23 protein-coding genes are annotated in these 23563 nt (G+C 45.6%); 22 read left to right on the top strand and 1 reads right to left on the bottom strand.

Translation table 11 applies throughout. The features are described from left to right. Positions 1 to 31 precede the first annotated feature (31 nt). The 16 genes from P5V12_RS13095 to flhB all read left to right on the top strand — a co-directional run bounded on the left by P5V12_RS13095 (position 32) and on the right by flhB (position 15391). The gene (locus P5V12_RS13095) at positions 32 to 2764 is read left to right on the top strand and encodes a methyl-accepting chemotaxis protein (protein WP_316953530.1); all 2733 of its coding nucleotides are present in this window, start codon (positions 32 to 34) and stop codon (positions 2762 to 2764) included. Between the two features lie 45 nt (positions 2765 to 2809). After that, positions 2810 to 3649, top strand: coding sequence for a protein-glutamate O-methyltransferase CheR (locus P5V12_RS13090; protein WP_316953529.1), 840 nt, complete (start codon positions 2810 to 2812; stop codon positions 3647 to 3649). A gap of 47 nt (positions 3650 to 3696) precedes the next feature. Then, the gene (gene cheD / locus P5V12_RS13085; protein ID WP_316953528.1) at positions 3697 to 4335 is read left to right on the top strand and encodes a chemoreceptor glutamine deamidase CheD; all 639 of its coding nucleotides are present in this window, start codon (positions 3697 to 3699) and stop codon (positions 4333 to 4335) included. 29 nt (positions 4336 to 4364) lie between these two features. Then, entirely contained in the window at positions 4365 to 5426 is a 1062-nt protein-coding gene (locus P5V12_RS13080; protein WP_316953527.1) for a chemotaxis response regulator protein-glutamate methylesterase, read from the top strand. 142 nt (positions 5427 to 5568) lie between these two features. Beyond that, positions 5569 to 5877: an STAS domain-containing protein gene (locus P5V12_RS13075; RefSeq protein WP_316953526.1), complete on the top strand. Its 309-nt coding sequence runs from the start codon at positions 5569 to 5571 to the stop codon at positions 5875 to 5877. A gap of 49 nt (positions 5878 to 5926) precedes the next feature. Continuing rightward, positions 5927 to 7687 carry a fused response regulator/phosphatase gene (locus tag P5V12_RS13070; protein WP_316953525.1) on the top strand — a complete coding sequence of 587 codons (1761 nt, stop codon included), beginning with the start codon at positions 5927 to 5929 and terminating at the stop codon, positions 7685 to 7687. Between the two features lie 12 nt (positions 7688 to 7699). Beyond that, on the top strand, positions 7700 to 8035 hold the full coding sequence (locus P5V12_RS13065; protein ID WP_316953524.1) for an Hpt domain-containing protein: 336 nt from the start codon (positions 7700 to 7702) through the stop codon (positions 8033 to 8035). A gap of 173 nt (positions 8036 to 8208) precedes the next feature. Next, positions 8209 to 9645: a flagellar hook-length control protein FliK gene (locus P5V12_RS13060; RefSeq protein WP_316953523.1), complete on the top strand. Its 1437-nt coding sequence runs from the start codon at positions 8209 to 8211 to the stop codon at positions 9643 to 9645. A 260-nt stretch (positions 9646 to 9905) separates the two neighbouring features. Further along, a complete protein-coding gene (locus P5V12_RS13055; RefSeq protein WP_316953522.1) occupies positions 9906 to 10436 on the top strand; it encodes a flagellar basal body-associated FliL family protein in 531 nt (176 codons plus the stop codon). 27 nt (positions 10437 to 10463) lie between these two features. Then, on the top strand, positions 10464 to 11465 hold the full coding sequence (gene fliM, locus P5V12_RS13050; RefSeq protein ID WP_316953521.1) for a flagellar motor switch protein FliM: 1002 nt from the start codon (positions 10464 to 10466) through the stop codon (positions 11463 to 11465). Continuing rightward, positions 11458 to 11868, top strand: coding sequence for a flagellar motor switch protein FliN (gene fliN / locus P5V12_RS13045; protein ID WP_316953520.1), 411 nt, complete (start codon positions 11458 to 11460; stop codon positions 11866 to 11868). Before fliM ends, fliN begins: the two co-directional genes overlap by 8 nt. A gap of 2 nt (positions 11869 to 11870) precedes the next feature. Then, on the top strand, positions 11871 to 12332 hold the full coding sequence (gene fliO / locus P5V12_RS13040) for a flagellar biosynthetic protein FliO (RefSeq protein ID WP_316953519.1): 462 nt from the start codon (positions 11871 to 11873) through the stop codon (positions 12330 to 12332). Between the two features lie 13 nt (positions 12333 to 12345). Further along, the gene (gene fliP, locus P5V12_RS13035; RefSeq protein WP_316953518.1) at positions 12346 to 13200 is read left to right on the top strand and encodes a flagellar type III secretion system pore protein FliP; all 855 of its coding nucleotides are present in this window, start codon (positions 12346 to 12348) and stop codon (positions 13198 to 13200) included. 5 nt (positions 13201 to 13205) lie between these two features. Then, positions 13206 to 13475 carry a flagellar biosynthetic protein FliQ gene (locus P5V12_RS13030; protein ID WP_316953517.1) on the top strand — a complete coding sequence of 90 codons (270 nt, stop codon included), beginning with the start codon at positions 13206 to 13208 and terminating at the stop codon, positions 13473 to 13475. Position 13476: 1 nt separating this feature from the next. Continuing rightward, on the top strand, positions 13477 to 14250 hold the full coding sequence (gene fliR, locus P5V12_RS13025) for a flagellar biosynthetic protein FliR (RefSeq protein ID WP_410483294.1): 774 nt from the start codon (positions 13477 to 13479) through the stop codon (positions 14248 to 14250). 10 nt (positions 14251 to 14260) lie between these two features. Next, positions 14261 to 15391, top strand: coding sequence for a flagellar biosynthesis protein FlhB (gene flhB / locus P5V12_RS13020; RefSeq protein ID WP_316953515.1), 1131 nt, complete (start codon positions 14261 to 14263; stop codon positions 15389 to 15391). Between the two features lie 10 nt (positions 15392 to 15401). Here the strand turns inward: flhB and P5V12_RS13015 are convergent, their stop codons facing one another. After that, a complete protein-coding gene (locus P5V12_RS13015) occupies positions 15402 to 16556 on the bottom strand; it encodes a tetratricopeptide repeat protein (RefSeq protein ID WP_316953514.1) in 1155 nt (384 codons plus the stop codon). Positions 16557 to 16721: 165 nt separating this feature from the next. Between P5V12_RS13015 and flhA the strand changes: the two genes are divergently transcribed. The 6 genes from flhA to P5V12_RS12985 all read left to right on the top strand — a co-directional run bounded on the left by flhA (position 16722) and on the right by P5V12_RS12985 (position 23560). Beyond that, positions 16722 to 18974 (top strand): flagellar biosynthesis protein FlhA, encoded by a 2253-nt coding sequence (gene flhA / locus P5V12_RS13010; RefSeq protein ID WP_316953513.1) that lies wholly within the window; start codon positions 16722 to 16724, stop codon positions 18972 to 18974. A gap of 54 nt (positions 18975 to 19028) precedes the next feature. Next, on the top strand, positions 19029 to 20513 hold the full coding sequence (gene flhF / locus P5V12_RS13005; protein ID WP_316953512.1) for a flagellar biosynthesis protein FlhF: 1485 nt from the start codon (positions 19029 to 19031) through the stop codon (positions 20511 to 20513). A 70-nt stretch (positions 20514 to 20583) separates the two neighbouring features. Further along, positions 20584 to 21420 (top strand): MinD/ParA family protein, encoded by an 837-nt coding sequence (locus P5V12_RS13000; protein ID WP_316953511.1) that lies wholly within the window; start codon positions 20584 to 20586, stop codon positions 21418 to 21420. 13 nt (positions 21421 to 21433) lie between these two features. Next, a complete protein-coding gene (locus tag P5V12_RS12995; RefSeq protein WP_410483293.1) occupies positions 21434 to 22189 on the top strand; it encodes an RNA polymerase sigma factor FliA in 756 nt (251 codons plus the stop codon). A 178-nt stretch (positions 22190 to 22367) separates the two neighbouring features. Continuing rightward, entirely contained in the window at positions 22368 to 22754 is a 387-nt protein-coding gene (gene cheY, locus P5V12_RS12990) for a chemotaxis response regulator CheY (protein WP_316953510.1), read from the top strand. A 20-nt stretch (positions 22755 to 22774) separates the two neighbouring features. Beyond that, positions 22775 to 23560 (top strand): protein phosphatase CheZ, encoded by a 786-nt coding sequence (locus P5V12_RS12985; RefSeq protein WP_316953509.1) that lies wholly within the window; start codon positions 22775 to 22777, stop codon positions 23558 to 23560. Positions 23561 to 23563: the final 3 nt, after the last annotated feature.

Below are 23563 nucleotides of genomic sequence, written 5' to 3'. Positions count from 1 at the left end.
ATAATTCAAGGAAAAATAATAGGTGGTTACTATGAGCAGTCTACTTAAACTCTTTGGACTCGGCGGGGAGAGTTGTAAGGAAGTTACTGATAAATATATGGCAGTGCTAAGAACGCAAGCTGTGATGGAACTGGATCTTAATGGTAATGTGATTACCGCGAACCAGGTTTTCCTGGATATTATGGGATACAGTTTGCAGGATGTTGCTGGTAGGCACCATAGTATGCTTTACGATGAAACCGTTCGTGAAAGTGAAGAGTTTCGTCATTTTTGGAGTGCATTGCTACGTGGCGAAAATCAAATAACGGAGTTTCGTTACGAAGGTAATTACAAAAAAACAGTATGGCTGCATGCCAATTATACCCCTCTGCTTGATGGTCAGGGTAAACCATATCGAATTCTGGCGTTGGCAACAGATATTACCGCACGGAAACAGGAAGAGGAAGAAAATAGAAAGTCTGCAAGTTTAGCCAATGCGTTAAAGCTTTGTCAGGCTAACGTTATGTTGGCGGATAACGACCTAAATATTGTTTACATGAACGACACTGTAACAGCCATGCTTAAGGAAAATGAAGTCGTTCTGAACCAGAGTTTGGGTGATTTTTCGGTTGATAAACTGATTGGGCAGAGTGTTGATCGATTCCATAAAAATGCGAGCCATCAGAGAGAATTGCTTGGTAATCTGACTGAACCCTATCAAACCGATATCCACGTCGGTAATTTGACTTTTGGTCTTATTGCTTCGCCCTGGATCGATGGAAAAGGCACCCGTTTGGGAACTCTGGTTGAATGGAAAGATAAGACGGATGAGTTGGCCGCTGAAAACAAACGGGCCAAGGAAGAGGCAGAGAACCTGAGAATTAAACAGGCTCTCGATGTGTGCGATACCTGTGTCATGCTTGCTGACGACGATTTAAATATTATCTATATTAATGATGCTGTTACAAAAATGCTTTCCGACCGCGAGGAGTCTATTCAGACTGCTCTACCAAACTTTAAGGTCAGTAAACTGGTTGGCTCATGTGTTGATGATTTTCATGCAAACTCGAGCCATCAACGAGATCTTCTGAAAAATATAAAACAACCGTATTCGACGGACATTAAACTGGCTGGATTAACGTTTGGCTTAATCGCCACGCCCATATACTCATCAGCCGGTGTCCGTTTGGGAACTGTAGTTGAGTGGAATGATAAAACTGAACGACTTGCCAAGGAAGCAGAAGAGCAGGAAGTTGCTCAGGAAAATGCACGAGTTAAGTTGGCACTGGACTCGGTAACCACTAACGTAATGATCGCCGATTCGGATGCCAATATCGTGTATATGAATGAAGCGGTAACGAGCATGATGCGCAAGGCGGAATCGGATATTAAAAAGGATCTACCCAATTTTGATAGTAATAATCTTGTGGGTAAAAATATTGATGTTTTCCATAAGGACCCTCAGCATCAACGAAATTTATTAAAAGATTTAAAACAAGCTTATTATGGTAAGGCACAAGCTGGCGGGAGAAGTTTTACGGTAATTGCTAATCCTGTTTTTCATGGAGGAACACGTATAGGAACCGTTGTTGAATGGGCTGATAGAACAGCTGAGTTGGCCATTGAGCGAGAAATTGATGTGATGGTTGATGCTGCCAGCGCAGGAGATTTCAGCAAGCAGGTTTCCCTGGATGCTAAAGAAGGGTTTTTCCTAAATCTAAGCAAAGGGTTGAATCAACTGGTCAGTACTGTCGAAGTGGCCATGAACGATGTTTTACGTATGCTTGGCGCTATGGCAAGAGGGGATTTATCCGAAAGAATTACCCGCGATTATGAAGGTGCCTTTGGCCAGTTAAAAGATGATGCCAATGCAACGGCCGATAAATTAACGGATGTTATTACCAAAATTAGAAATGCATCCGGTGCGATTTCTTCCGGGGCAAATGAAATTGCACAGGGTAATGCGGATTTGAGTCAGCGCACTGAGGAGCAGGCTTCGTCTTTGGAAGAAACTGCGTCCAGTATGGAAGAAATGACATCGGCGGTAAAACAAAGTGCTGATAATGCGATTCAGGCAAATAGTTTGGCGCGTGAAGCACAGAAAAAGGCTCAGGAAGGTGGAAGTGTGGTTAGTGATGCTGTGTCCGCCATGTCTGAAATTAACGAGTCGAGCAAAAAAATCAGCGACATTATTGGTGTGATTGATGAAATTGCATTCCAAACCAATCTACTGGCTTTGAACGCGGCAGTGGAAGCAGCTAGAGCAGGTGAACAAGGTCGCGGATTTGCGGTTGTCGCTGGTGAAGTGCGTAATCTGGCGCAACGGTCTGCAGCGGCAGCGAAAGAAATTAAAGATTTAATTCGAGATAGTGTGACCAAGGTTGAAGATGGTGCTGCACTGGTTAACGAGTCAGGTAAAACACTGGCAGAAATTGTTTCCGCCGTTGAAAACGTGACCAGTATGATGCAGGAAATTGCCGACGCTGCACGGGAGCAGACATCTGGAATCGAACAGGTAAATACCGCGGTATCGCAAATGGATGAGATGACGCAACAAAATGCGGCGTTAGTGGAGGAGGCTTCCGCCGCGGGCGAAGCTATGGCGGATCAGGCAAAAAATATGAACGATATCGTAGCCTTTTTCTCTACTGCTGGTATTCCCTCAGATTACACAGACAGTGCACCGGTAGCAGAACTGAAAACCTACTCAAGTGGTGGTAGTCGACCTGCCTCGGATAGTTCGGGTGGAGGCTATGACAGCGATGATGAATGGGAGGAGTTTTAGTTCAGACATTTTAATAACGGCAATGTGTTGGGATAGGTGCATTCATTGAAAGCAATTGATGATTTCTCTGACCGTGAATTTCCGATGACCGATAAGGACTTTAAGGAAATTCAGAACATCGCATACACGAGAACAGGAATTAGCCTGTCTCATCATAAAAAGAATATGATCTACGGACGTTTAGCAAGGCGTCTACGCCGTTTAGGCTTGAACAGCTTTGCTGAATATCTTCAAATTATCTCTCAGGATAATGAAGTTGAGTCGGTAGAATTTATCAATGCGATAACAACCAATTTAACGTCGTTCTTTCGAGAAAACCACCATTTCGAATATTTACGTTCAACGGTTCTTCCAAATCTAATTAAACGTAATGCCAAAGAAAGGCGAATTCGTATTTGGTCGGCGGGATGTTCAACCGGTGAAGAGCCATACTCAATCGCAATGGTGTTAAAGGACTGTGCCGCGTTAAACAGTTGGGATGTGAAAGTTCTGGCAACAGACTTGGACTCCAATGTCGTACAGTCAGGAAAAGAGGGCGTCTACCTCCGCGATAGAGCGGAAAATATTCCCGATACTTATCGCAAGTTTCTCGCTACAGATAAACGGCATGAATATGTTCGGGTTAAGGAAAACGTTCGTGGGTTAATTACTTTTAAAAAACTTAACCTGATGCACGACTGGCCGATGAAAGGCCCTTTTGACGTGATATTTTGTCGGAATGTGGTGATTTATTTTAATGCAGAAACGCAAAGAAGGTTATTTGATCGATATGCGACTATTCTGAAAAGTGACGGTTATTTATTTATTGGACACAGCGAAAACCTGCATAAAGTCAGTAACCGTTTTGATTCTTTGGGACGGACAATGTATCAGAGAATTATTTAACAGTTTGCAAACTGACAGTTGCCAGGTTTGGTGAGAAGAATGGAACAATGAACGCAAAGCTTTTTCCTCCTGTTATAGCGGGCTTTGAGCATGTGAACCGCTATTGGGATCGCAGAATGGATATGCCGGCGGCAAAAATTTTGCCGGGGGAATGCTACGTGAGTGCTCATGGAGAAATCATTGGTACTGTTTTGGGTTCCTGTGTGGCAGCCTGTGTGCGAGACGCCAAAATTGGTGTGGGTGGGATGAACCATTTCATGCTACCTGTCCAAAGTTCAGATTCTCATAAGGTTAATCGTCCAAGCGTTGTGAATGCTGAATTGTGTTATGGCAACTGGGCGATGGAGTATTTAATTAATACCATTATTAAACTGGGTGGGCGCAGAGATAGGTTAGAGGTCAAAGTGTTTGGTGGCGGACGGGTTTTGTCCAGTATGACGAATATTGACGTTGGCCGCAGAAACATTGAATTTGTATTGGACTATCTGGATCGGGACTGTCTGAAAATCGTCGCAAAGGATTTAGGGGGAGAATCGCCCAGAAAGGTTTTGTACTTCCCCGATACAGGGGCGGTAAAATTAAAGCGTCTCCGTACTATGCAAAATGACACTATTCAAAAACGCGAAAAAGCTTACTTGGATAAAATGTCGAAGAAACCTAAATCGGGTGATGTTGAGCTTTTTTAGTGAACGTGAACCGTGCCGGATAAAGATTTATGAGTAGCTTTAGAAATAAAATAAAAGTACTTATTGTCGATGATTCGGCCGTTATTCGGTCCGTATTGACAGAAATACTCTCTTCTGACTCGCGCATACTTGTCGTAGGTGCTGCGGTAGACCCCTATGATGCAAGGGAGCAGATTAAAAAATACAATCCAGATGTAATTACTTTGGATATTGAAATGCCACGAATGAATGGCATTGAATTTTTAAAAAATTTAATGCGTCTGCGGCCAATGCCGGTGGTAATGATTTCCACCCTGACCCATGACGGAGCACCTGCGACACTTGAAGCACTTTCTCTCGGAGCCGTGGACTTTATTGGTAAACCACAAGATCAGGGCCATGGCGCGCTGGAAAAATATAAAGAAACGATTATCGAAAAAGTGGTTGCGGCTTCTTCTGCCAATGTGATTGCTAATGAGGGGCAGCACCCTGTTTCGCCGCAACCTCAATTAAATTCTGTGGCTAAAAACGGCACACTGCGGCCTGGTTTTATTTGTGCTATTGGCGCTTCAACTGGTGGTACGGAAGCAATTAAAGATGTCATTGTGTCTTTACCTGAAGATTCTCCTCCCGTCGTGGTGGCTCAACACATTCCTGCAGTTTTCAGTACATCTTTTGCTCAGCGTGTGGATAAAATGTCCGCAATGCGCGTGTATGAAGCCAGCCATAAACAGGCAATTGAACGTGGTTGCGTCTATATTGCTCCTGGTGATGCGCACTTAAAAATAAAACGACAGGGTTCGGGCTATATTTGTTTACTGGATGACGGGGCTCCGGTTAATCGGCATAAACCATCCGTCGAGGTTTTGTTCGATTCGGTGACGCAGGAAGCGGGTGCTTCCTCAATGGGAATCATTCTAACGGGAATGGGCGCCGATGGTGCTGAAGCGTTATTACGTATGCGACAAACCGGAGCAACCACTGTCGCACAAGATGAAAATACCAGTGTGGTGTGGGGGATGCCGGGAAGTGCGGTAAAGCTGGGAGCAGCAGATAAAGTTTTGGCGCTCTCTCAGATACCGAAATACATCATCACGAAAGGATTTCAATAGGAATTTTTGTTATATTAACGGGTTTGGAACAAAGATTAATGTCTCGTTTCAAATAAAATTAAGCTATGCTTAGAAAGTCTGGCGCATTATCCAAGATTACTTTGCCAAATCGATTAAAAAAACAGCTTACGAGAGAGGAAGTATGGCAATTAAGTCTCAAGTTTCAGAAGGTGGTGAGCTATTAACCATTTCCATTGACGGAAGATTTGATGCATCATCCCTGGACGAATTCCGCAAAAGCTATGAAGATACCGACCCAAGTGAAATACAGCGTTATGTAGTGGATTTGGAAGACACTATCCATCTCGACAGCTCTGCTTTGGGGATGCTTCTGGTGCTTCGAGATTTCGCTGGCGGTGATCAAGCTAACATCACGATATCCAATTGCTCGCCGGAAGTTCGCAAAATATTTGCTATTTCGAGTTTCGAACAATTATTTACGATTGAGTAATTATCGCTAAGGATCAGAGGATATCCCCTCTGTGGGGATATCAGTCTTCATGGCTCAAGCTGCGAACCAAAAACATCTAAAAATATTAATTGCGGAAGATTCTGCTCCCGACAGAATGATTCTTGAGTCAATCGTGACTCAGGTTGGCCATACTGCAATCAGTGTCGAAGACGGCGTTCAGGCTGTCGAAGCCTATAAAAAAGAACGCCCGGATATTGTGTTGCTGGATGTACTCATGCCGAATATGGGCGGGATGGATACTGCTCGTGAAATTCGCAAAATATCTGCTGGCGAATTGGTTCCAATTGTCTTTTTAACCTCTTTATCTGATAACGAGTCGTTGGTTGAGTGTCTTGAAGCCGGCGGAGATGATTTTGCCTCTAAACCCTACAATCGGGTTGTTATTCAATCGAAAATTAAAGCCTTCAGTCGCATGCGTGAAATGCACCAGACGTTGGCGGAACAAAAATCCCAGATTGAGGCGAATAACCGCCACCTGATTCAAGAGCAGCGTGTAGCGAAACAGGTTTTCGACAAAATTGCCCACAGCGGTTGCCTGGATCTCAGTAATATTCGTTATTACATGTCACCCCTCGCGGTGTTCAACGGAGACGTACTGGTTTCTGAGGTTAGTCCCAGTGGCAGTATTGTCATGTTATTGGGAGATTTCACCGGACACGGTTTACCCGCGGCCATCGGTTCAATGCCGTTGGCAACCACTTTTTATGGCATGGTACGCAAAGGGTTTTCGATGGCGGATATCCTGCGTGAAATTAATGCCAAGCTAAATCAGATTCTTCCCGTTGGCTTCTTTTGTTGTGCCACATGTATTGATGTGAACTTTACTAAGCAACGATTACGTGTCTGGAATGGTGGTTTACCTGATTGCTATCTCTATCGTGCCGATACTGATAATTACGAAAAGATTCAGTCCAGCCATTTACCTTTGGGCGTGCTATCTCATAGGGAGTTCAAAGCCGAAACCCAGCGTATTCGCCTTGAAGAAGGGGACCGCTTTTATATGTGGTCCGACGGCATTTGTGAAGCGCGTAATGGTAAAGGGGAAATGTTTGGTGAGGAGCGACTTCATCGGCTGATGGAGCGTCGTAAAGGACAGGATATTCTGTTCGATGAAATCCTTGGTCAGGTACATAATCATATTGGCACCAGCGATAAAAATGATGACATTTCCCTGGTCGAAATTCTCATGGAAGAAGTGGACTTGGTGGTGCATGAGGATATTTCCGAAAAAGCCAAGCAGGGACAGTTAAAAGATTGGAAGATGGATTTTCGTGTGGAGTCTTCTTCCTTGAAGGATTACGACCCATTACCGCTGCTGTTGAATATTCTGTCCGAGATCCCGGGTCTTAGACGACATAGCGCCATGCTTTATACCGTCATGTCAGAGATGTTTAATAATGCGTTGGATCACGGTATTTTGGGTATGACGTCAGACCAGAAACTAAGCCCGGAAGGTTTTGTGGCTTATTATGACGATCGACGAAAAAAACTGAACAGCTTGCATGATGACTATATGGTCATTACCTTGGCGCACCAGTATCAAGCTAATGGTGGTTTGCTTATTATTCGTGTGAAGGATTCGGGAGAAGGCTTTGACTTTCAAGCTCGAGAGTCCAGAAAGCAGCAGGAGGCTCAACCCATTCGATACCATGGTGAGGATGCGCCTGAAGAAAAACCGAATTATTTTGGTCGCGGACTAACATTAATCGACTCAATTTGTGAGAAACTCATTATTCATCCACCGGGAAATGATATCGAAGCCCATTTCCGCTGGGAAAATGAAAGCTAGGGAGAAATGCACATGTCGTCTGTTGATCACGATATGTTAAATAGTTTAAAAGAATTATTAGATGAAAAATTCAGCCAGCTAATACAAACCTACCTGGAAGATGGTAGCCGTCGTATGGAATTGTTGAAAGAGGCTGTAGCTGACAGCAATTTTGAAGGTATTCGCCAGGAGGCTCATGGTTTAAAAGGTAGCAGCCGGAATATTGGAGCTAACCCGATTGCTGAGCTGTGCGCCCAGTTGGAAATTATGGGGCGGGATAAGTTGGGTGAAGGTATAGAGCAACAATTTGCCTCTGTGGAGCAAGAGTTTGCCGCTGTTTCCTCTGAGCTCGAAAAATATTTGAATTAATGCTGCGTGTTTCCTCTTTCTCTCTTCTTAACCTTCTGAATTTAAAAGACTTTTTTCTTTATATCTCGACAGCAGCCCGCTGGCATAACCTTTGCTCTATAACCCCTTAGATAGATGACGAGTACTCACTGGTGTAGTGAGTACGTCTTAGCAATTCTCTCTCAGGGGGTTTCATGACGCCTTTATTACCCGAACCGACCGTTGTTAATACTGACCGATCATCAGTGTTGGCCAAAAAGCACGGTCAAGACGTATCTGCCGTCACAGGAGAAACCGAAAAAACATTTCGGGAAGAGTTGGATAAGCAACAGGCGGTTAAGCCCGTGGTAAAAGACAAAGTATCAACGGATAGTACTCAGACAACCACCCAAACAGTGTCAGCCACAACCACTGAGCTACAAGACTCCAATGAACAGGTTGTTGAGACGACTGAGGTGGCAGAGGCTGAAACTGAAACGGATACTCCAGTTACCGTTGTTGATGCGGATGCAAATACCAACAATGCATTACTTGATAATGACAGCAAAACTGAGAGTGAACCATCGCAGGTAGATAGTGAGGATGATATCGAGGGCACACCTGAATCTGTGCTTCAGGTTTTGCACACTGGAAAGCCATTATCGACAGATGAAAAAACGGAAGAGGGGGGTGTGAATGAGCCATCAGATATTACCCCTTTGAACGATCCAACTCTCGTTTCAGCGTTAACAGAAAGTGCTGTTAAAGGCGAAAAGGGTGAAAACGGAAACTCGACTTCACGTATTTTGGAATTAATGACTTCGTATCGCATTAAGTCTGCCAATTCAGCATCAGGTTCCAACAACAGTTCAATAGGGCAAACGGTTTCGGATGTCAGTCTAACATCGAAGGTCTCGCTAAATTCTTCTGTAGGGGAACAGGGTGTTGAGCTAAAACCGGTGAGTTTATCTAACAGTGAATTGTCTCTGGTGAATCAGAATCCTGCGGCGAAAGTGTCCAAGCCTCTTACTGCCACGCAACTTGCAAATGCCCTTAACGCAAAATCACAAAATGACAATGCGCCTTTGTCTGTATCGTTTGCAGAGTTACTCAAATCATCGGTGAAAGGTGAGCCGAGTTTGAATCTAAACGAGCACTCCAGCTTCCAGGCCGTAAATAATTTAACTTCAGCATCACCATCTCCTTTGTCGACTGAGATGCGTATGCAGATTGATATTAAAGTTGGCCAGCCGCAATGGGCACAGGCTTTGGCTGAGCGAACGGCGAACCTGGCTGGGCAGAACATTCAGTTTGCAGAAATACAACTGGATCCGCCAGAACTGGGGCCGTTGCAGGTTAAGGTTGCAGTCAGTCACGATCATGCCACGGTGAGCTTTGCTTCGGCTCATCAATCGGTCAGAGATGGCATTGATCAGTCAATTTTTCGTCTCAAAGAACTCTTGGGTGAGCAGGGTGTAAATCTGGTTGATGTGGATGTATCTGATCATTCGTTTGAACAGCAGCAACAAGGAACGGGGGACGGGGAACAGTCCGGTTCCGTCGCTGATGGTGTTATGTCTTCCGATGTTGTTGAGGAAGAAATCGTGCACACCAATGTTCAACTTGATTATGCTGTGGACTATTTTGTCTAAATAGGATCCAACCTGTTTAAACACTGGGCGTATTCGCCCGGTGTTTGTCCTTTCCTTCATTTCATTTCTCGTTTCCCGTCTCTTGGGTCTACATTTAAGTAGTGATAGGCCCAAAGGTTTTTATTGCCTTGAGTTATGTACACGAATTTTGGTTTGCATCCGGTTTATTTATCCAAATGAATTGCAGTCAAAGTGCTGGCATATCTCTTGCTCTATAAGCCTTTAGGTTGAGTTAATTGTATTTGTGACGGGAAATTGACATGGCCGAAGACGACAACGAACAGCAAGACCAGGAAAAGCCTGCGGGAGCTTCAGGTAATAAGAAAAAGCTGCTTTTGCTGATTGGTTTGGCTGTGATAGTCGCGGGTTTATCTGTGGGTGGCACACTCGCGGTGCTTTCTTTCATAGGAGGGGATGAGCCTGAGCAGATGGAAGAGGTGGTAGCTGAGGAAGAGGCTCCTGTGGTTGCACGCTCTGCTATTTATTACCCATTAAAACCGCCGATTGTGGTGACCTATGAAGTACGTGGACGGCAGCGTTATGCTCAAGCCGACATAACATTACTGACTCGTGATGAGCAGGTTGTGGCCACTATTGAAACTCATATGCCGATGATTCGTGATGCATTAGTCATGATTATTGGCGGAAAAATATTTGAGGAAGTTCAAACTGCGGAAGGCAAGGAATTATTACGACAGGAATGTTTGCAGGAGTTGCAGCGGCTTATTGAAAAAGAAATTGGCACACCGGGAATAGAGCAGGTGCTGTTTACTAATTTTGTCATGCAGTAATGGGCAATCAATTTTTGAGGTAAATGCGTGCAAGATCTTCTATCACAAGACGAAATTGATGCGTTATTGCATGGTGTTGACGATGGTGACGTCGACACTGATGACGATTCGGATCCGGGGGCGGTCCGCTCCTACGACCTGACCAGTCAGGACAGAATCGTTCGTGGGCGCATGCCCACTCTGGAAATGATTAACGAGCGTTTTGCCCGTTACACACGAATCAGTATGTTTAACCTGTTACGCCGTACAGCGGATGTTTCTGTTGGCGGCATTCAAATTCAGAAGTTTGGCGAGTATGTCCATACTCTTTATGTTCCTACCAGTTTGAATATGGTGAAGTTCCGCCCATTAAGAGGGACTGCGCTGATTATTCTCGATGCCAAGTTGGTTTTTAAACTCGTTGACAACTTTTTTGGGGGAGATGGTCGTCACGCAAAAATCGAAGGCCGTGAATTTACGCCAACAGAATTACGCGTTGTACAAATGGTGTTGGAACAGGTTTTTGTTGATCTGCATGAAGCCTGGAAAGCAGTGAAAGAAATCAACTTTGATTTTTTAAACTCCGAAGTTAATCCCTCAATGGCCAATATTGTCAGCCCCAGTGAAGTGGTTGTAGTCAGTACTTTTCATGTGGAACTGGATGGTGGCGGTGGTGAGCTGCATATCACCATGCCGTATTCCATGGTGGAACCGATTCGAGAAGTCCTGGATGCAGGCTTACAAACCGATACCGACGAACGAGATGATCGTTGGGTTAAAGCGTTGCGTAAGGATGTGATGGAAGCAAGAGTCGATTTGGAGTGCGACATTGTTCGTCGTGAAATTAGTTTAAGAGAAATTGTTGATTTGCGCCCTGGAGACATTATTCCGGTGAACTTTCCAGATGAGCATTTGGTTACCGCCAATGGTGTTCCTATGTTTAAGGCAATGCTGGGGCAGTCAAACGATAATCTTGCGTTCCGGGTAAAACATTTTGTTGACCGTTCGAGCGCACATATTACTAGTGAAGAAGGTGAAGCCCATGAGTGATGATCCCATCGATCAAGATGATATGGCGGACGACTGGGCCGCAGCGATGGAACAACAGGCAGAAAGCGAAGCGGCGGCGGCTTCGACTATGGACCTGGACGAGTTTGATTCGGCGGATATGAGCGCCGGCGGAGCTGAAGGGCGTCCTGAGCTGGATGTGATTCTGGATATTCCGGTGACCATCTCCATGGAGGTGGGTAGAACCTCCATTACTATCCGCAATTTACTGCAATTAAATCAGGGTTCCGTTATTGAGTTGGACCGCTTGGCAGGTGAGCCTTTGGATGTTCTGGTAAACGGCACATTAATCGCGCATGGTGAAGTGGTTGTGGTCAACGAGAAGTTTGGTATACGTATGACAGATGTTATCAGTCCGTCCGAGCGTATAAAGAAATTGAGATAAGTATGAAAAGCAAAGTCATCTGGTTGATATCGCTTTGGTTGTTGCCCTGTTTTGGTTTTGCACAAAACACTGTGGCCAATGCCAATTATTCACCGAAAGTGATGGTGATGCAGATGGTGTTGGGGCTGGTTGTGGTTGTGGCCTGTATTTATGGTTTGTTCTGGTTATCAAAGCGAGTGGGGTACAACAAACTATTTCGTAACCAGTCCATGCAGGTCGTAAGTTCAATGGCTGTGGGGCAAAGGGAGCGAGTGGTATTGGTCAAAGTTGGTGATACACCGATACTCCTGGGGGTGGCGCCTGGTCGTGTATCGCAATTACATGTATTTGATAAAAATGATACGAGTGTTTTGCCCAAAGAAGAGTTGGACAATATCGCGGTAGTATCGGATTCGTCCCCAAAAGTAAAAGGTGATTTTGCCAACTTTATGAAAAAACTAATGACCAATGGATCGGAAAAATAGAGTGAATTAGCTAATGGGTTTGATTGCAGTAAAAAAAAGCATTTTTTGGGGTTTATTATTTTTACTTTTCTTTAGCGGTAACGTCGTCGCTCAGTCTGAGTTAATTCAAAACGAAATAAACAGCGTCGCCAACGGGCTTAATCAAACTTCCTCGGAATCCACCTCTGTCGGCCAGGGGTTGACACCAATTAATGGTTTGCCTGCCATTACCGTCAAAACCAATCCTGATGGTAGCCAGGATTATACTGTCACCCTGCAAATTTTGTTCTTGATGACAGCTCTGACATTTTTGCCAGCGCTGTTAATGATGATGACCTCGTTTACCCGGATTATTATTGTCTTTGCTATATTGCGGCAGGCATTAGGATTACAGCAATCCCCATCCAACCAGATTATTATTGGTTTATCATTATTTTTGACGTTTTTTATCATGTCTCCGGTCTTGGAGAAGGTAAATCAGGATGCACTGCAGCCTTATATCAATGAACAGGTTAGTGCCCGTCAGGCATTTGATTTGGCCAAAAAACCGTTTCATCAATTTATGTTGGCGAATACGCGGGAAACCGATCTGGATTTATTCTTTCGCATTGGTAACCTGGAACCGGTTGCTGCACCAGAAGAGGTACCATTTAATGTATTAATGCCGGCGTTTGTGACCTCTGAATTAAAAACCGCATTTCAGATTGGATTTATTATTTTTATTCCTTTTCTGGTCATTGATATTGTTGTAGCCAGTGTATTGATGGCAATGGGGATGATGATGTTATCCCCTCTTATTATTTCACTGCCTTTTAAAATTATGCTATTTGTTTTGGTGGACGGCTGGGCGCTCATTATTGGCACTCTGGCGGCCAGTTTTGGAATCTAACGAATATGACTCCAGAAATAGCCTTACAACTATTTGGTGATGCGTTTTACCTCACTGTCGTGATGGTAGCCGTCATTGTTGGTCCAAGTTTAGGTGTTGGTTTGATTGTCAGTACTTTTCAGGCAGCAACACAAATCAATGAGCAAACACTGAGTTTTTTGCCTCGTTTGCTGGTAACGATTGGAACGATTATGGTCACAGGTCCCTGGTTGATTCAAGAGCTCACGGATCTGTTTAATCATTTAATGATCATTATCCCGGAAGTGATTGGTTGACATGCTCGTCTCTGAACAGGACATAATGCAATTTATCAACCAGTATTATTTACCGTTCATTCGCATCGGCGCCATGTTTATGGTGGCACCAATTTTTAGTGCAAGAATTGTTAATGCCCGATTAAGGCTTGTGCTCGCCTTAGTGTTAGGGGTAATCGTCGCACCTCTATTACCTCCCATGCCCTCAGTCCCATTGTTCTCATTACAGTCTATTGCCTTGATTGTGCAGGAAATGCTTATTGGTGTGGTGGTGGGGTTTGTGTTTCAGGTTGTATTTCAGGTCTTTGTTTTAAGTGGCCAGTACATGGCGATGAAGATGGGCCTGGGGTTCGCATCGATGAACGACCCTACTAACGGTGTGCAGACCACAGTACTGTCACAGTTTTTCTTAATGCTGGTGACCTTGATGTTCATCGCAATCAACGGCCATCTAATTTTAATTTCAACCGTAATTGATAGCTTTACCACTTTTCCAATTGGTAATGCATTACCGGCAGCCGCATTATTTGATGTGGTTAAACTTGGTGGTTGGATGTTTGCATCTGCATTGGTCATTGCTTTACCAGTATTAACCGCCTTATTGTTCGTCAATATTGCTTTTGGTGTAATGAGTCGGGCAGCACCGCAACTGAACATTTTTGCTGTTGGATTTCCTTTTACATTAATTATGGGCTTGATACTTATTTGGCTGGGACTGAATGGTTTCGTTGAACGGTTTACTAACGTAGCGGACTATGGCTTCCTTTTTATTCACGATATGTTGGGGGTGCAATAGGCAGTAAGTTATGGCCGATGATAGCGCTCAGGAAAAGACCGAAGAGGCCACCCCCAGGCGCCTGGAAAAGGCGCGTGAAGAAGGTCAGGTTCCCCGGTCAAAAGAATTAACGACGTCCGCGGTACTTATTGCCGGTACTGTGGGCCTGGTTATGTTCGGCGGTGTTCTGGCGGGCCAACTCATGAAGGTGATTGAGTTTAACTTTAACCTCAGTCGCGAGGCGATTTTTGACACGTCCCAAATGTTTGCCCAGCTTGGTGCCTCGTTTTGGTATGCATTACTTGGTTTAATTCCTTTTTTCGCTATTGTTTTGCTTGCGGCAGTAGCTGGGCCAGTCGCATTAGGTGGATGGCTGTTTAGCGCCAAAGCATTGGCTCCGAAACTGGATCGTATTGATCCGATGAAAGGCTTAGGAAGAATGTTCTCCGCCAAGTCATTAGTGGAGTTGGTGAAAGCTATTGGCAAAGTGCTTATCGTGATTGCGGTTGCTTATTTTGTCATGCAAGCAACCAAAGAAAGCTTAATGGGGTTGGCAGATGAAGGGGTACAGCAGGGGATTGTTCATTCGGTAACCCTAAGCGCCTGGGCTGCAGTAATTATTTCGTGCGCAACGATTTTTATTGCCATGATCGATATCCCTTTCCAAATATACGATCATGCAAAGAAACTGAAAATGTCTCGCCAGGACATTAAGGACGAGATGAAGGATACGGAAGGTAAGCCAGAGGTTAAGGGAAAAATTCGGCAAATGCAGATGCAGATGGCACAAAACCGCATGATGCAGTCTGTTCCTGAAGCCGATGTGGTGATTACCAATCCGACTCATTATTCGGTGGCATTGAAATATAAACCGGACATGATGGATACACCGATTCTGGTGGCCAAAGGGGTGGATCATATCGCATTAAAAATCCGAGAAGTGGCCAAGCTTAACGAAATAGATTTTGTTGAATCCCCGGCTCTGGCGCGTTCAATTTATCACACCACAGAAATCGATCAGGAAATACCACAGGGGCTTTATTTGGCGGTGGCGCAAGTACTGGCATATGTTTTCCAGCTTCGAGATTACCGCAAGGGTAGAGGAGAAAAACCGAAGTATCCCCGGTCTCCCCAAATTCCTCCAGACCTTCGTTACGATTAACGAGCGTTTATTACAGGCCTGCTTGTAAGTGCTTAAAAGCGTTTATCTTTCTCTGATACTTAAGCATGTCTTCATCGCTATTCGCGAGTTTTTCTGCTTCCAGTAGATGTCTTTCTACTTTTGGGTAGTTTTTCTGTTTAAGATAAGCGACAGCAATTTGATGGTGAAACTTGGCTTCAGTTGGTTTTTTGTGAATTGCTTTATGCAGTAAACCGATGGCAGATTCGTAGTTACCTAATTTTGCATCATGACTTGCCAGTTTGGCTAAATAATATGGATTCTTCTTGGCGTATTTCGCGGCTTTCTTCGAAAACTTAAGTGCTTTTTCTCTTTGTTGGGTTTCATCATAAAGCACATAAATATTACTGATAGCAGAGAGGTTTCTGGAGTTTAGTTTTAATGCTTTTAAATAAGCTTTTTCAGCAGCATCAAAATTACCTTTGTGTTTTAAAACAACACCATAGTTTGACCAGATAAAATCTGCCTTGGAATAGGTGTCTGTTGCTTTTTCCAAATAAGCCAGAGATTGCTTTATGTCTCCTGTTGCGAAGCGGATCATTGCCAGGTTGTTGTAGTACTCGGCATGGGCTCTGTCGTCAGAGATTTTTTTCGTTTTAATATTTTTCCCTGCATAAACACCGACAAACTCCACCACCATTTTCTTCTGGCTGGGAATGTCTCTCAGACTGTTCCTGGATATAAACAGGGAGTCTTTTGGTAAGTCCACAACCACATTGATATGTCCTGGTATAACATAGAAACCTTGCTTTTCTTCCCAGTCTTCAGGTACATCCGCTGCTTGGTAGCTGGCTTTTAAGCCGACATAACGTGCGCTGGCAACAAATAAATTGGCGAGGGATACACAGTTTCCTGAGCGTTTATCAAAAGTTTCTTGCGCTGTGCGGGTAGCAGTGGCGTTATATCGAATTCCGTACCCCAAACCTGAATCATTGAATAGCAACTCGTGTAGTTTTTTTGCGCGCTTTTCTTTGTCTCTGATGGGGGCAATATTATCATCAAGCATGGTTTTTAGTTCATTACTGATGCCCATTATATCGACGTCGTCAATGGCATTTCTTGCAGCAGATGCTGAATGAACAAGGATAGAAAGACAAAGTGTGCCAGCAAGGAAAAGGGTTTGGACCAGGCGATTTGTAATACTCATTATGTTCACCATTTCATCGTAATTGACGCTTGAAGACCACCTTACTCTAAGTATCGTCAAAGTCGTGTCAGCCCACAAGTGGGCGGTTATTCATTTTCGGTATGCTTTTTGCCACCTCATGGTATTACACGTAACAACTGCCAATAATCCGACGAAGTACATTTTATGGCCGAACCTTTTTTTCAGCATTTAAAATCCTTGCCTGGCACTATGGATGGCCAGTCAACATGGAATAATGTACGTAGTGCCGGCCGGGGTAATTTGAGCATTCCCATTCTTTTGCTTGCTCTGCTTGGGATGATGACGCTGCCGCTGCCTCCATTTCTGCTGGATGCGTTTTTCTCGTTCAATATTGCTCTATCAATCGTTGTCCTACTGGTGGCTGTATACACACTTAGACCACTCGATTTTGCGGTGTTTCCCACCATTTTGCTAATAGCTACGTTACTACGCCTGGCATTGAATGTGGCATCAACACGTGTGGTGCTGTTAAAAGGTCATGAAGGTGGGGACGCGGCCGGAAAGGTGATTCAGTCATTTGGTGAGGTGGTGATTGGGGGTAACTACGCCGTTGGTTTGGTGGTTTTCATCATTCTGATCATTATCAACTTTGTGGTGGTTACCAAAGGTGCGGGGCGTATCTCCGAAGTTAGTGCCCGCTTTACTTTGGATGCCATGCCCGGTAAGCAAATGGCGATTGATGCGGATTTGAATGCCGGCATTATTGACCAGGATGAGGCGAGAACGCGGCGGGCTGATGTTGCAGCCGAAGCTGATTTCTATGGTGCGATGGACGGTGCCAGTAAATTCGTTCGCGGTGATTCTGTAGCAGGCATCCTGATTCTGATCATCAATATTATTGGTGGGTTGATTGTTGGTATGGCTCAGCATCAGCTTGAGTTTCAGGACGCTCTGGAAAAGTATGTGTTGCTCACCATTGGGGATGGTTTGGTTGCTCAGATTCCTTCGTTGCTCCTTTCAGTTGCCGCTGCGATTATGGTGACCCGGGTTAATAGCTCGGAAGATATGAACCGCCAGGTTTTATCGCAAATGTTTGAGTCGCCTAAAGCTTTGGCCGTGGCTGCGGTGATTCTCTTTATCATGGGAGCAATTCCCGGCATGCCGCATTTTCCGTTTTTGGGATTAGCCCTGATATGCGGCATATTGGCGTATTACATTCACTTTCGTCAGCAACAGGCTGAAGTGGTTGAAGAGGGTGGTTTAAGTTCCCGGATTATGTCTCAGCCTGGCGGCCAGTCTCCTTCGGCGGGTGGCGGGGCAACTATTTCGCCACCCTCCAGTCCCGCATTGGCGCCTCCCAGCGGCAGCAGTCCAACGGCTGAGCCTAGCGAAGTAAGTTGGGATGATGTGAAACCCGTGGATATTATCGGGCTGGAAGTGGGGTATCGTTTAATTCCGTTAGTCGATAAAGCTCAGAAAGGAGAGCTTTTGGGCAGAATTAAAGGTGTTCGTAAAAAGTTGTCCCAGGACTTGGGCTTTTTGATCCCGGCGGTACACATTCGCGATAACTTGGATCTTTTGCCAAGCGGTTACCGCATTACCTTGATGGGGGTTTCCATTGGAGAGGGGGAAGTGTTCCCTGACAAATTTATGGCGATTAACCCCGGGCAGGTATTTGGCGCACTGGAAGGAACCAAAACCAAAGACCCGGCGTTTGGTCTGGAAGCGACCTGGATTGATGAAGCCCAGAAGGATAAAGCCCAAACCTTAGGCTATACCGTGGTTGACCCAAGTACGGTTGTGGCGACTCACCTGAATCAAATAATTCAAAACCACACCTATGAACTGATCGGCCACGAAGAGGTACAAAAATGGCTCGATCTACTGGCAGAGAAATCACCCAAACTGGTGGAAGAGCTGGTTCCCAATACCATTACCATTAATCAGTTACTGAAAGTCCTGCAAACATTATTACGTGAGCAGGTGCCCATTCGCGATATGCGCACCATCGCCGAAGCCTTGGCGGGCCATGGCGATAAGAACCTGACGATTCAATCGTTGACCTCTGTGGCTCGCGTTGCTTTATCGCGACAAATAGTTCAAGCCATCGTTGGTCAAGACCCCAATCTTCCCGTTATCACTTTGGATCCCACATTGGAACAATTGTTGCTTCAGTCAGTACAGCAAGCACAAAAAGCTGGCGCTGAGGATGGAGCATTTGTTGAACCTCAGTTAGCCGAAAGACTGAATGTGGCATTGATTGATGCCAGTAAGCAACAAGAAGCGTTAGGCAAGCCAAGTGTACTTCTGGTTGCCGGGCCATTGAGAAATATGATTGCCCAGTTTATTCGATTCAGTGTGCCGAATATGCACGTACTTGCCTACAACGAAGTACCAGACAACAAGCAGATCACCATCGAAGCCACGGTAGGCTCTGAAGTTGTGAACGGAGGCTAGATGGCGGTGATCAGGGACGAAATGATATTAATGACAGATATGAGGTAAGTTTCCATGCCTTTTAGCAATGATACTCAAATGGATCAGCAACAAGTGAAGAAGTTTACTGCTGCGACCATGAGCCGGGCTCTTGAGCTGGTTCGAGCTGAAATGGGACCGGAAGCGGTCATTTTGTCCAGCCGTCGAGTGGACAAAGGTGTTGAGATTATTACCTCACTTGAGCCGGATTTACCGACACGAGGTATCGACGTTCGACGCGAATTTAGTCATAAATTTGACGCCGAAGTGGATCGCGCCATGGCCAGCGACTCTGCATGGAAAACCCAGGCGGGTTTAAGCCAGGCAGCTTCAAGCTACAGCGGCCATGCACAAACCAATGCAGTTCCCAGTCAGGGGCGTCGCGGAGAACAGATTGCCCGCGAAATCGAGTTGGCCAGAGAGAAAATGCTGGAAGCCAAACGTCGCGCAAAAGAAGCGGATGCGCCGCTCGGGCAACAATCTCGCTATGCTGAACCTCATCACGATATTGCCAGTATGCAAGAAACCCGTCGTTCACAGCCCGTGTCTTACCACGATATTCCCGAACTGGAATCACAGCATCAAACCGACGAAAGAAAAATGGCGGAACTGCGTAGCGAAATTGCGGATATGCGAATGCTCCTTGAGCAGCAGCTGTGGCAGATGGGAGAGCGTAAAGGCAGTGGCCTTGGGGTAGCCCAACAGGTGAAACTTCCTGCACAGTTTCCGGTAATTGATCAGCACCTTTCCCGGCTAGGTCTGGCGGAAGATGTGATTGAGGATTTGGTGGTGAATGCTGGAAGCCATAAAAGGGTGAGTGACTCCTGGCGCAGTTGCATGACGCTGCTTTCCAAAAAGATCCCTGTGGTCAAAGACGATATGGTGAGCCGTGGGGGTATCTTTGCCTTTGTTGGTCAAACTGGGGTTGGTAAAACCACCAGTATTGCCAAACTGGCGGCCAAGTATGTGTTGGAGCATGGGCCGGGTAAGGTGGCCTTAGTGACGACAGATACTTACCGTGTTGGAGCTTGTGATCAACTTCGTTCATTGGGGCGTATTCTCAACGTGCCGGTTAGAGCGGTAGACGCTGAGAACAGCCTGTTAACCGTCTTGGCCGGGCTGCGTCAATTTCCCCTTATTTTGATCGATACAGCCGGGTTCAGACATGGCGACCCACTGTTAAAAGAGCAGTTGGCCATGCTGGATACCTGTTCAAGTATCAAAAAAATTCTGGTGATGTCCTGTAACAGCCAGTGGCAAACCATGAAAGCATCGGCTCACGCATACTCGTCTTCGGGTCGCCCTGTGGATGCCTGCGTGCTCACCAAACTGGACGAAACCGCCAGTTTGGGAGAGGCCATTAGCGTGATTTTGCAACAGGGGCTGCCCTTGGCGTACACCACTGATGGCCAGGAAATACCCAAGGATATTGCTAAAGCCAGTGGTCACTCGCTGGTAGCCAGATCCGTTGCCCTGTTGAAAAACAACTCGGCAGATACCGCTAATGTTGCGGCATTTTAGACCTATACTTGGAAGAGTCTGTCTAGATTATTGGGCAAAAAACAGAAATACGCAGTTGAGACCCTATTGAATGACGAACAGTCGACCTATCAAAGTCATCGCGGTCACCGGAGGTAAAGGTGGCGTTGGTAAAACCAATATCTCGGTCAACCTGAGCATTGCTTTGGCAGAAATGCAGAGGCGGGTTGTCCTGTTGGATGCGGACTTGGGGCTTGCTAATGTGGATGTCCTGCTTGGCTTGAATGCACAATATACTTTGGCTCATGTTTTGGAAGGAACCAAATCTCTGCGCGAAATTCTGGTGCAGGGGCCGGGTGGCATTCGAGTGGTTCCTGCTTCCTCAGGTGTGCAGCAGATGGCCGCACTGTCACCTCAGGAACACGCGGGGCTTATTCATGCTTTTGGCGAATTAAGCGAGCAAATGGACGTATTGGTGGTGGATACCGCTGCAGGTATTTCCGATACCGTGGTGAGCTTTGTTCGGGCATCGCAGGAAGTCGTTGTTGTCGTGTGCGACGAGCCATCGTCAATAACGGACGCTTATGCATTGATAAAACTGCTCAATAAAGAGCACGGCCTGTATCGCTTTCGAGTGGTGGCGAACATGACACGTACCTCCCAGGAAGGTATGAACCTGTTTAATAAACTCAATACCGTGTGTGACCGGTTTCTGGATGCATCACTCCACTATATTGGTGCAGTTCCTTTTGATGAGAACGTGAGAAAGGCGGTACAAAAACGCAAAGCCCTTTTGGAATACGCGCCAAGAGCGAAAGCGGCATCCGCAATTCGAGTCATTGCACAAAAAATTGATCAGTGGCCGGTACAAACCGGAGCACGAGGACACCTGGAATTTTTTATAGAGCAACTCCTGCAAGCGCAAACAGCAAACGTGAGCGGGATATGAAAGTAGCACGAGCATGTCGGTATCCGTGGCAGAGAACTTAATGGCATACGAACAGGCAGCGGACGCAAGTAACAACGTCAAGGTTGAGGATTACGCATTTTTGGTGAAGCGCATTGCCCACCATATGATGGCGAGGGTCCCGTCTTGTGTGCAGGTTGAAGACTTGATTCAGGCGGGCATGATTGGGTTGTTAGAAGCCGCACAAAAATATGATGGCAGTAAAGGTGCGAGTTTTGAAACCTACGCCGGCATTCGTATTCGGGGCGCGATTGTTGACGAAATGCGCCGAGGGGATTGGGCACCGCGTTCTGTTCATCGCAATGCCCGACGTGTTGCCGAGGCAATCAATACCGTCGAATCGCGATTGGGACGTGACGCCAAAGATTATGAAATTGCGGAAGAGCTGGGAATTGAACTGGACGAATATCATGAAATTGTGAAGGACAGTGCTTCTACCCGACTATTCAGTTACGAAGATACTTTCGAAGAAGACGAATCCAAAATTGCACCTTCCGTGAGCGGTGTTTCAATCCGAGGCCCGTCCGAAGTTGTGCACAAGGCTGCGCTGCAAAAAGCACTAGCGGAAGCGATTAGACACCTTCCAGAAAGAGAGCAGCTCGTCTTGTCATTGTATTACGAGCAAGAATTGAATTTAAAAGAGATTGGCCAGGTACTTGGGGTGTCCGAGTCGAGAGTGAGTCAAATTCACAGCCAGGCGGCCTTAAGGCTTAAGTCCCGATTGTCTGACTGGGAGTCGCCGGCTGTATAAATAAGTGTCGCATTGGTTAAAAGTTCAGCATGCTTTATAGCAAGTGGTTTTGGCGGCTTCTCAAGAAGTCATAAAAACTGGCTGACTGAGATCAACCGACTAGACTAGATATGAAGGGACAGAGAATTATACCTGTTACTTAGATGTTCTAATCCTGTATTGGGATGCGGAGGTTGCATTGGATAAAAACATGAAAATCTTGATTGTCGACGATTTCTCGACGATGAGGCGCATAATAAAAAATCTGTTGCGAGACCTGGGGTTTACCAACACCCAAGAGGCCGATGACGGCTCAACGGCGTTACCGATGCTAAAAAACGGCGACTTTGATTTTCTGGTTACTGACTGGAATATGCCGGGCATGACCGGAATTGATTTATTAAAAGAATGTCGAGCGGATGCGAAATTGGCTTCGCTTCCGATTTTGATGGTGACCGCAGAAGCGAAACGAGATCAGATTATTGAAGCCGCCCAGGCTGGCGTTAATGGATACGTGGTTAAACCATTCACTGCTCAGGTGCTCAAGGAAAAAATAGACAAGATATTTGAGCGCGTAGACGGGTAATTATCCATTAAGGTTATTCGATGGACAGTCAAGTTCCTCTTCATGAGAATCAACAATTTCAACTTGAGCTTCAGCTATGCGCTAAGCAACTGGTTGATACGCTGCAAAACGATAATTTTGAAAAAGCCTCCCAGCTAATTCATGATTTAATCGAAGCAAGAGATAGCCATATTTTTAATTCGGTAGGTCAACTTACCCGAGCATTACACAGTGCTATTGTCAATTTCCACGTCGATGCCGTTCTTGAAGAGCCACCGGAAAAAAATTCGGATATCCGGGATGCTTCTGATCGTTTGCACTACGTTATTTCGCTGACTCAAAAAGCCGCAGACCAAACCATGGATAAAGTGGAAGCCTGTGCGCCCATCGCCATGAATTTAGGCCTGGAAGCGGAAAAATTAAAGGAAGATTGGAGCAAGTTGAGACGGCGGGAAATGAGCAAGGATGAATTTAAAGAACTTTATACCCGTGTCGATGACTTTCTGGAGCAGCTAAGTGGTGGAACCAGTTTGTTGAACCAAAACCTTCAGGAGATCATTCTCGAGCAAGGGTTTCAGGATCTTACCGGGCAAGTGTTGAAAAAAGTCATCGGACTGATTACTGACGTAGAAAAAGAGTTGGTGAGTTTGATGCGTATTGCGGATCAGGTCGAAAAAGTTACCGGCTTGACGGGCGATGATCAAGAAGCTCTGGATACCGCCGATAACGTTACTGCAGAGGGCCCACAAATTCATGCAGAAAAACGAGAGGATGTGGTGAAAAGTCAGGATGACGTTGACGATTTATTATCTAGTTTAGGGTTTTGAGGA

The organism is Teredinibacter sp. KSP-S5-2 (assembly GCF_032773895.1).
Lineage (GTDB): Bacteria > Pseudomonadota > Gammaproteobacteria > Pseudomonadales > Cellvibrionaceae.
The sequence above is the reverse complement of the archived record's forward strand: the minus strand, read 5'-3'. Positions and strand labels throughout refer to the sequence as shown.

Bases quoted from the DNA above. Each gene is read 5' to 3' on its own strand.
- P5V12_RS13095 (WP_316953530.1), top strand. From the start codon at position 32: ATGAGCAGTCTACTTAAACTCTTTGGACTCGGCGGGGAGAGTTGTAAG.
- P5V12_RS13015 (WP_316953514.1), bottom strand. From the start codon at position 16,556: ATGAGTATTACAAATCGCCTGGTCCAAACCCTTTTCCTTGCTGGCACA.
- P5V12_RS13075 (WP_316953526.1), top strand. From the start codon at position 5,569: ATGGCAATTAAGTCTCAAGTTTCAGAAGGTGGTGAGCTATTAACCATT.
- fliN (WP_316953520.1), top strand. From the start codon at position 11,458: ATGAGTGATGATCCCATCGATCAAGATGATATGGCGGACGACTGGGCC.
- P5V12_RS13070 (WP_316953525.1), top strand. From the start codon at position 5,927: ATGGCTCAAGCTGCGAACCAAAAACATCTAAAAATATTAATTGCGGAA.
- P5V12_RS12985 (WP_316953509.1), top strand. From the start codon at position 22,775: ATGGACAGTCAAGTTCCTCTTCATGAGAATCAACAATTTCAACTTGAG.
- cheD (WP_316953528.1), top strand. From the start codon at position 3,697: ATGAACGCAAAGCTTTTTCCTCCTGTTATAGCGGGCTTTGAGCATGTG.
- P5V12_RS13080 (WP_316953527.1), top strand. From the start codon at position 4,365: ATGAGTAGCTTTAGAAATAAAATAAAAGTACTTATTGTCGATGATTCG.
- P5V12_RS13060 (WP_316953523.1), top strand. From the start codon at position 8,209: ATGACGCCTTTATTACCCGAACCGACCGTTGTTAATACTGACCGATCA.
- flhF (WP_316953512.1), top strand. From the start codon at position 19,029: ATGCCTTTTAGCAATGATACTCAAATGGATCAGCAACAAGTGAAGAAG.
- fliO (WP_316953519.1), top strand. From the start codon at position 11,871: ATGAAAAGCAAAGTCATCTGGTTGATATCGCTTTGGTTGTTGCCCTGT.
- flhB (WP_316953515.1), top strand. From the start codon at position 14,261: ATGGCCGATGATAGCGCTCAGGAAAAGACCGAAGAGGCCACCCCCAGG.
- P5V12_RS12995 (WP_410483293.1), top strand. From the start codon at position 21,434: ATGTCGGTATCCGTGGCAGAGAACTTAATGGCATACGAACAGGCAGCG.
- P5V12_RS13030 (WP_316953517.1), top strand. From the start codon at position 13,206: ATGACTCCAGAAATAGCCTTACAACTATTTGGTGATGCGTTTTACCTC.
- P5V12_RS13000 (WP_316953511.1), top strand. From the start codon at position 20,584: ATGACGAACAGTCGACCTATCAAAGTCATCGCGGTCACCGGAGGTAAA.
- P5V12_RS13065 (WP_316953524.1), top strand. From the start codon at position 7,700: ATGTCGTCTGTTGATCACGATATGTTAAATAGTTTAAAAGAATTATTA.
- fliR (WP_410483294.1), top strand. From the start codon at position 13,477: ATGCTCGTCTCTGAACAGGACATAATGCAATTTATCAACCAGTATTAT.
- flhA (WP_316953513.1), top strand. From the start codon at position 16,722: ATGGCCGAACCTTTTTTTCAGCATTTAAAATCCTTGCCTGGCACTATG.
- P5V12_RS13055 (WP_316953522.1), top strand. From the start codon at position 9,906: ATGGCCGAAGACGACAACGAACAGCAAGACCAGGAAAAGCCTGCGGGA.
- fliP (WP_316953518.1), top strand. From the start codon at position 12,346: ATGGGTTTGATTGCAGTAAAAAAAAGCATTTTTTGGGGTTTATTATTT.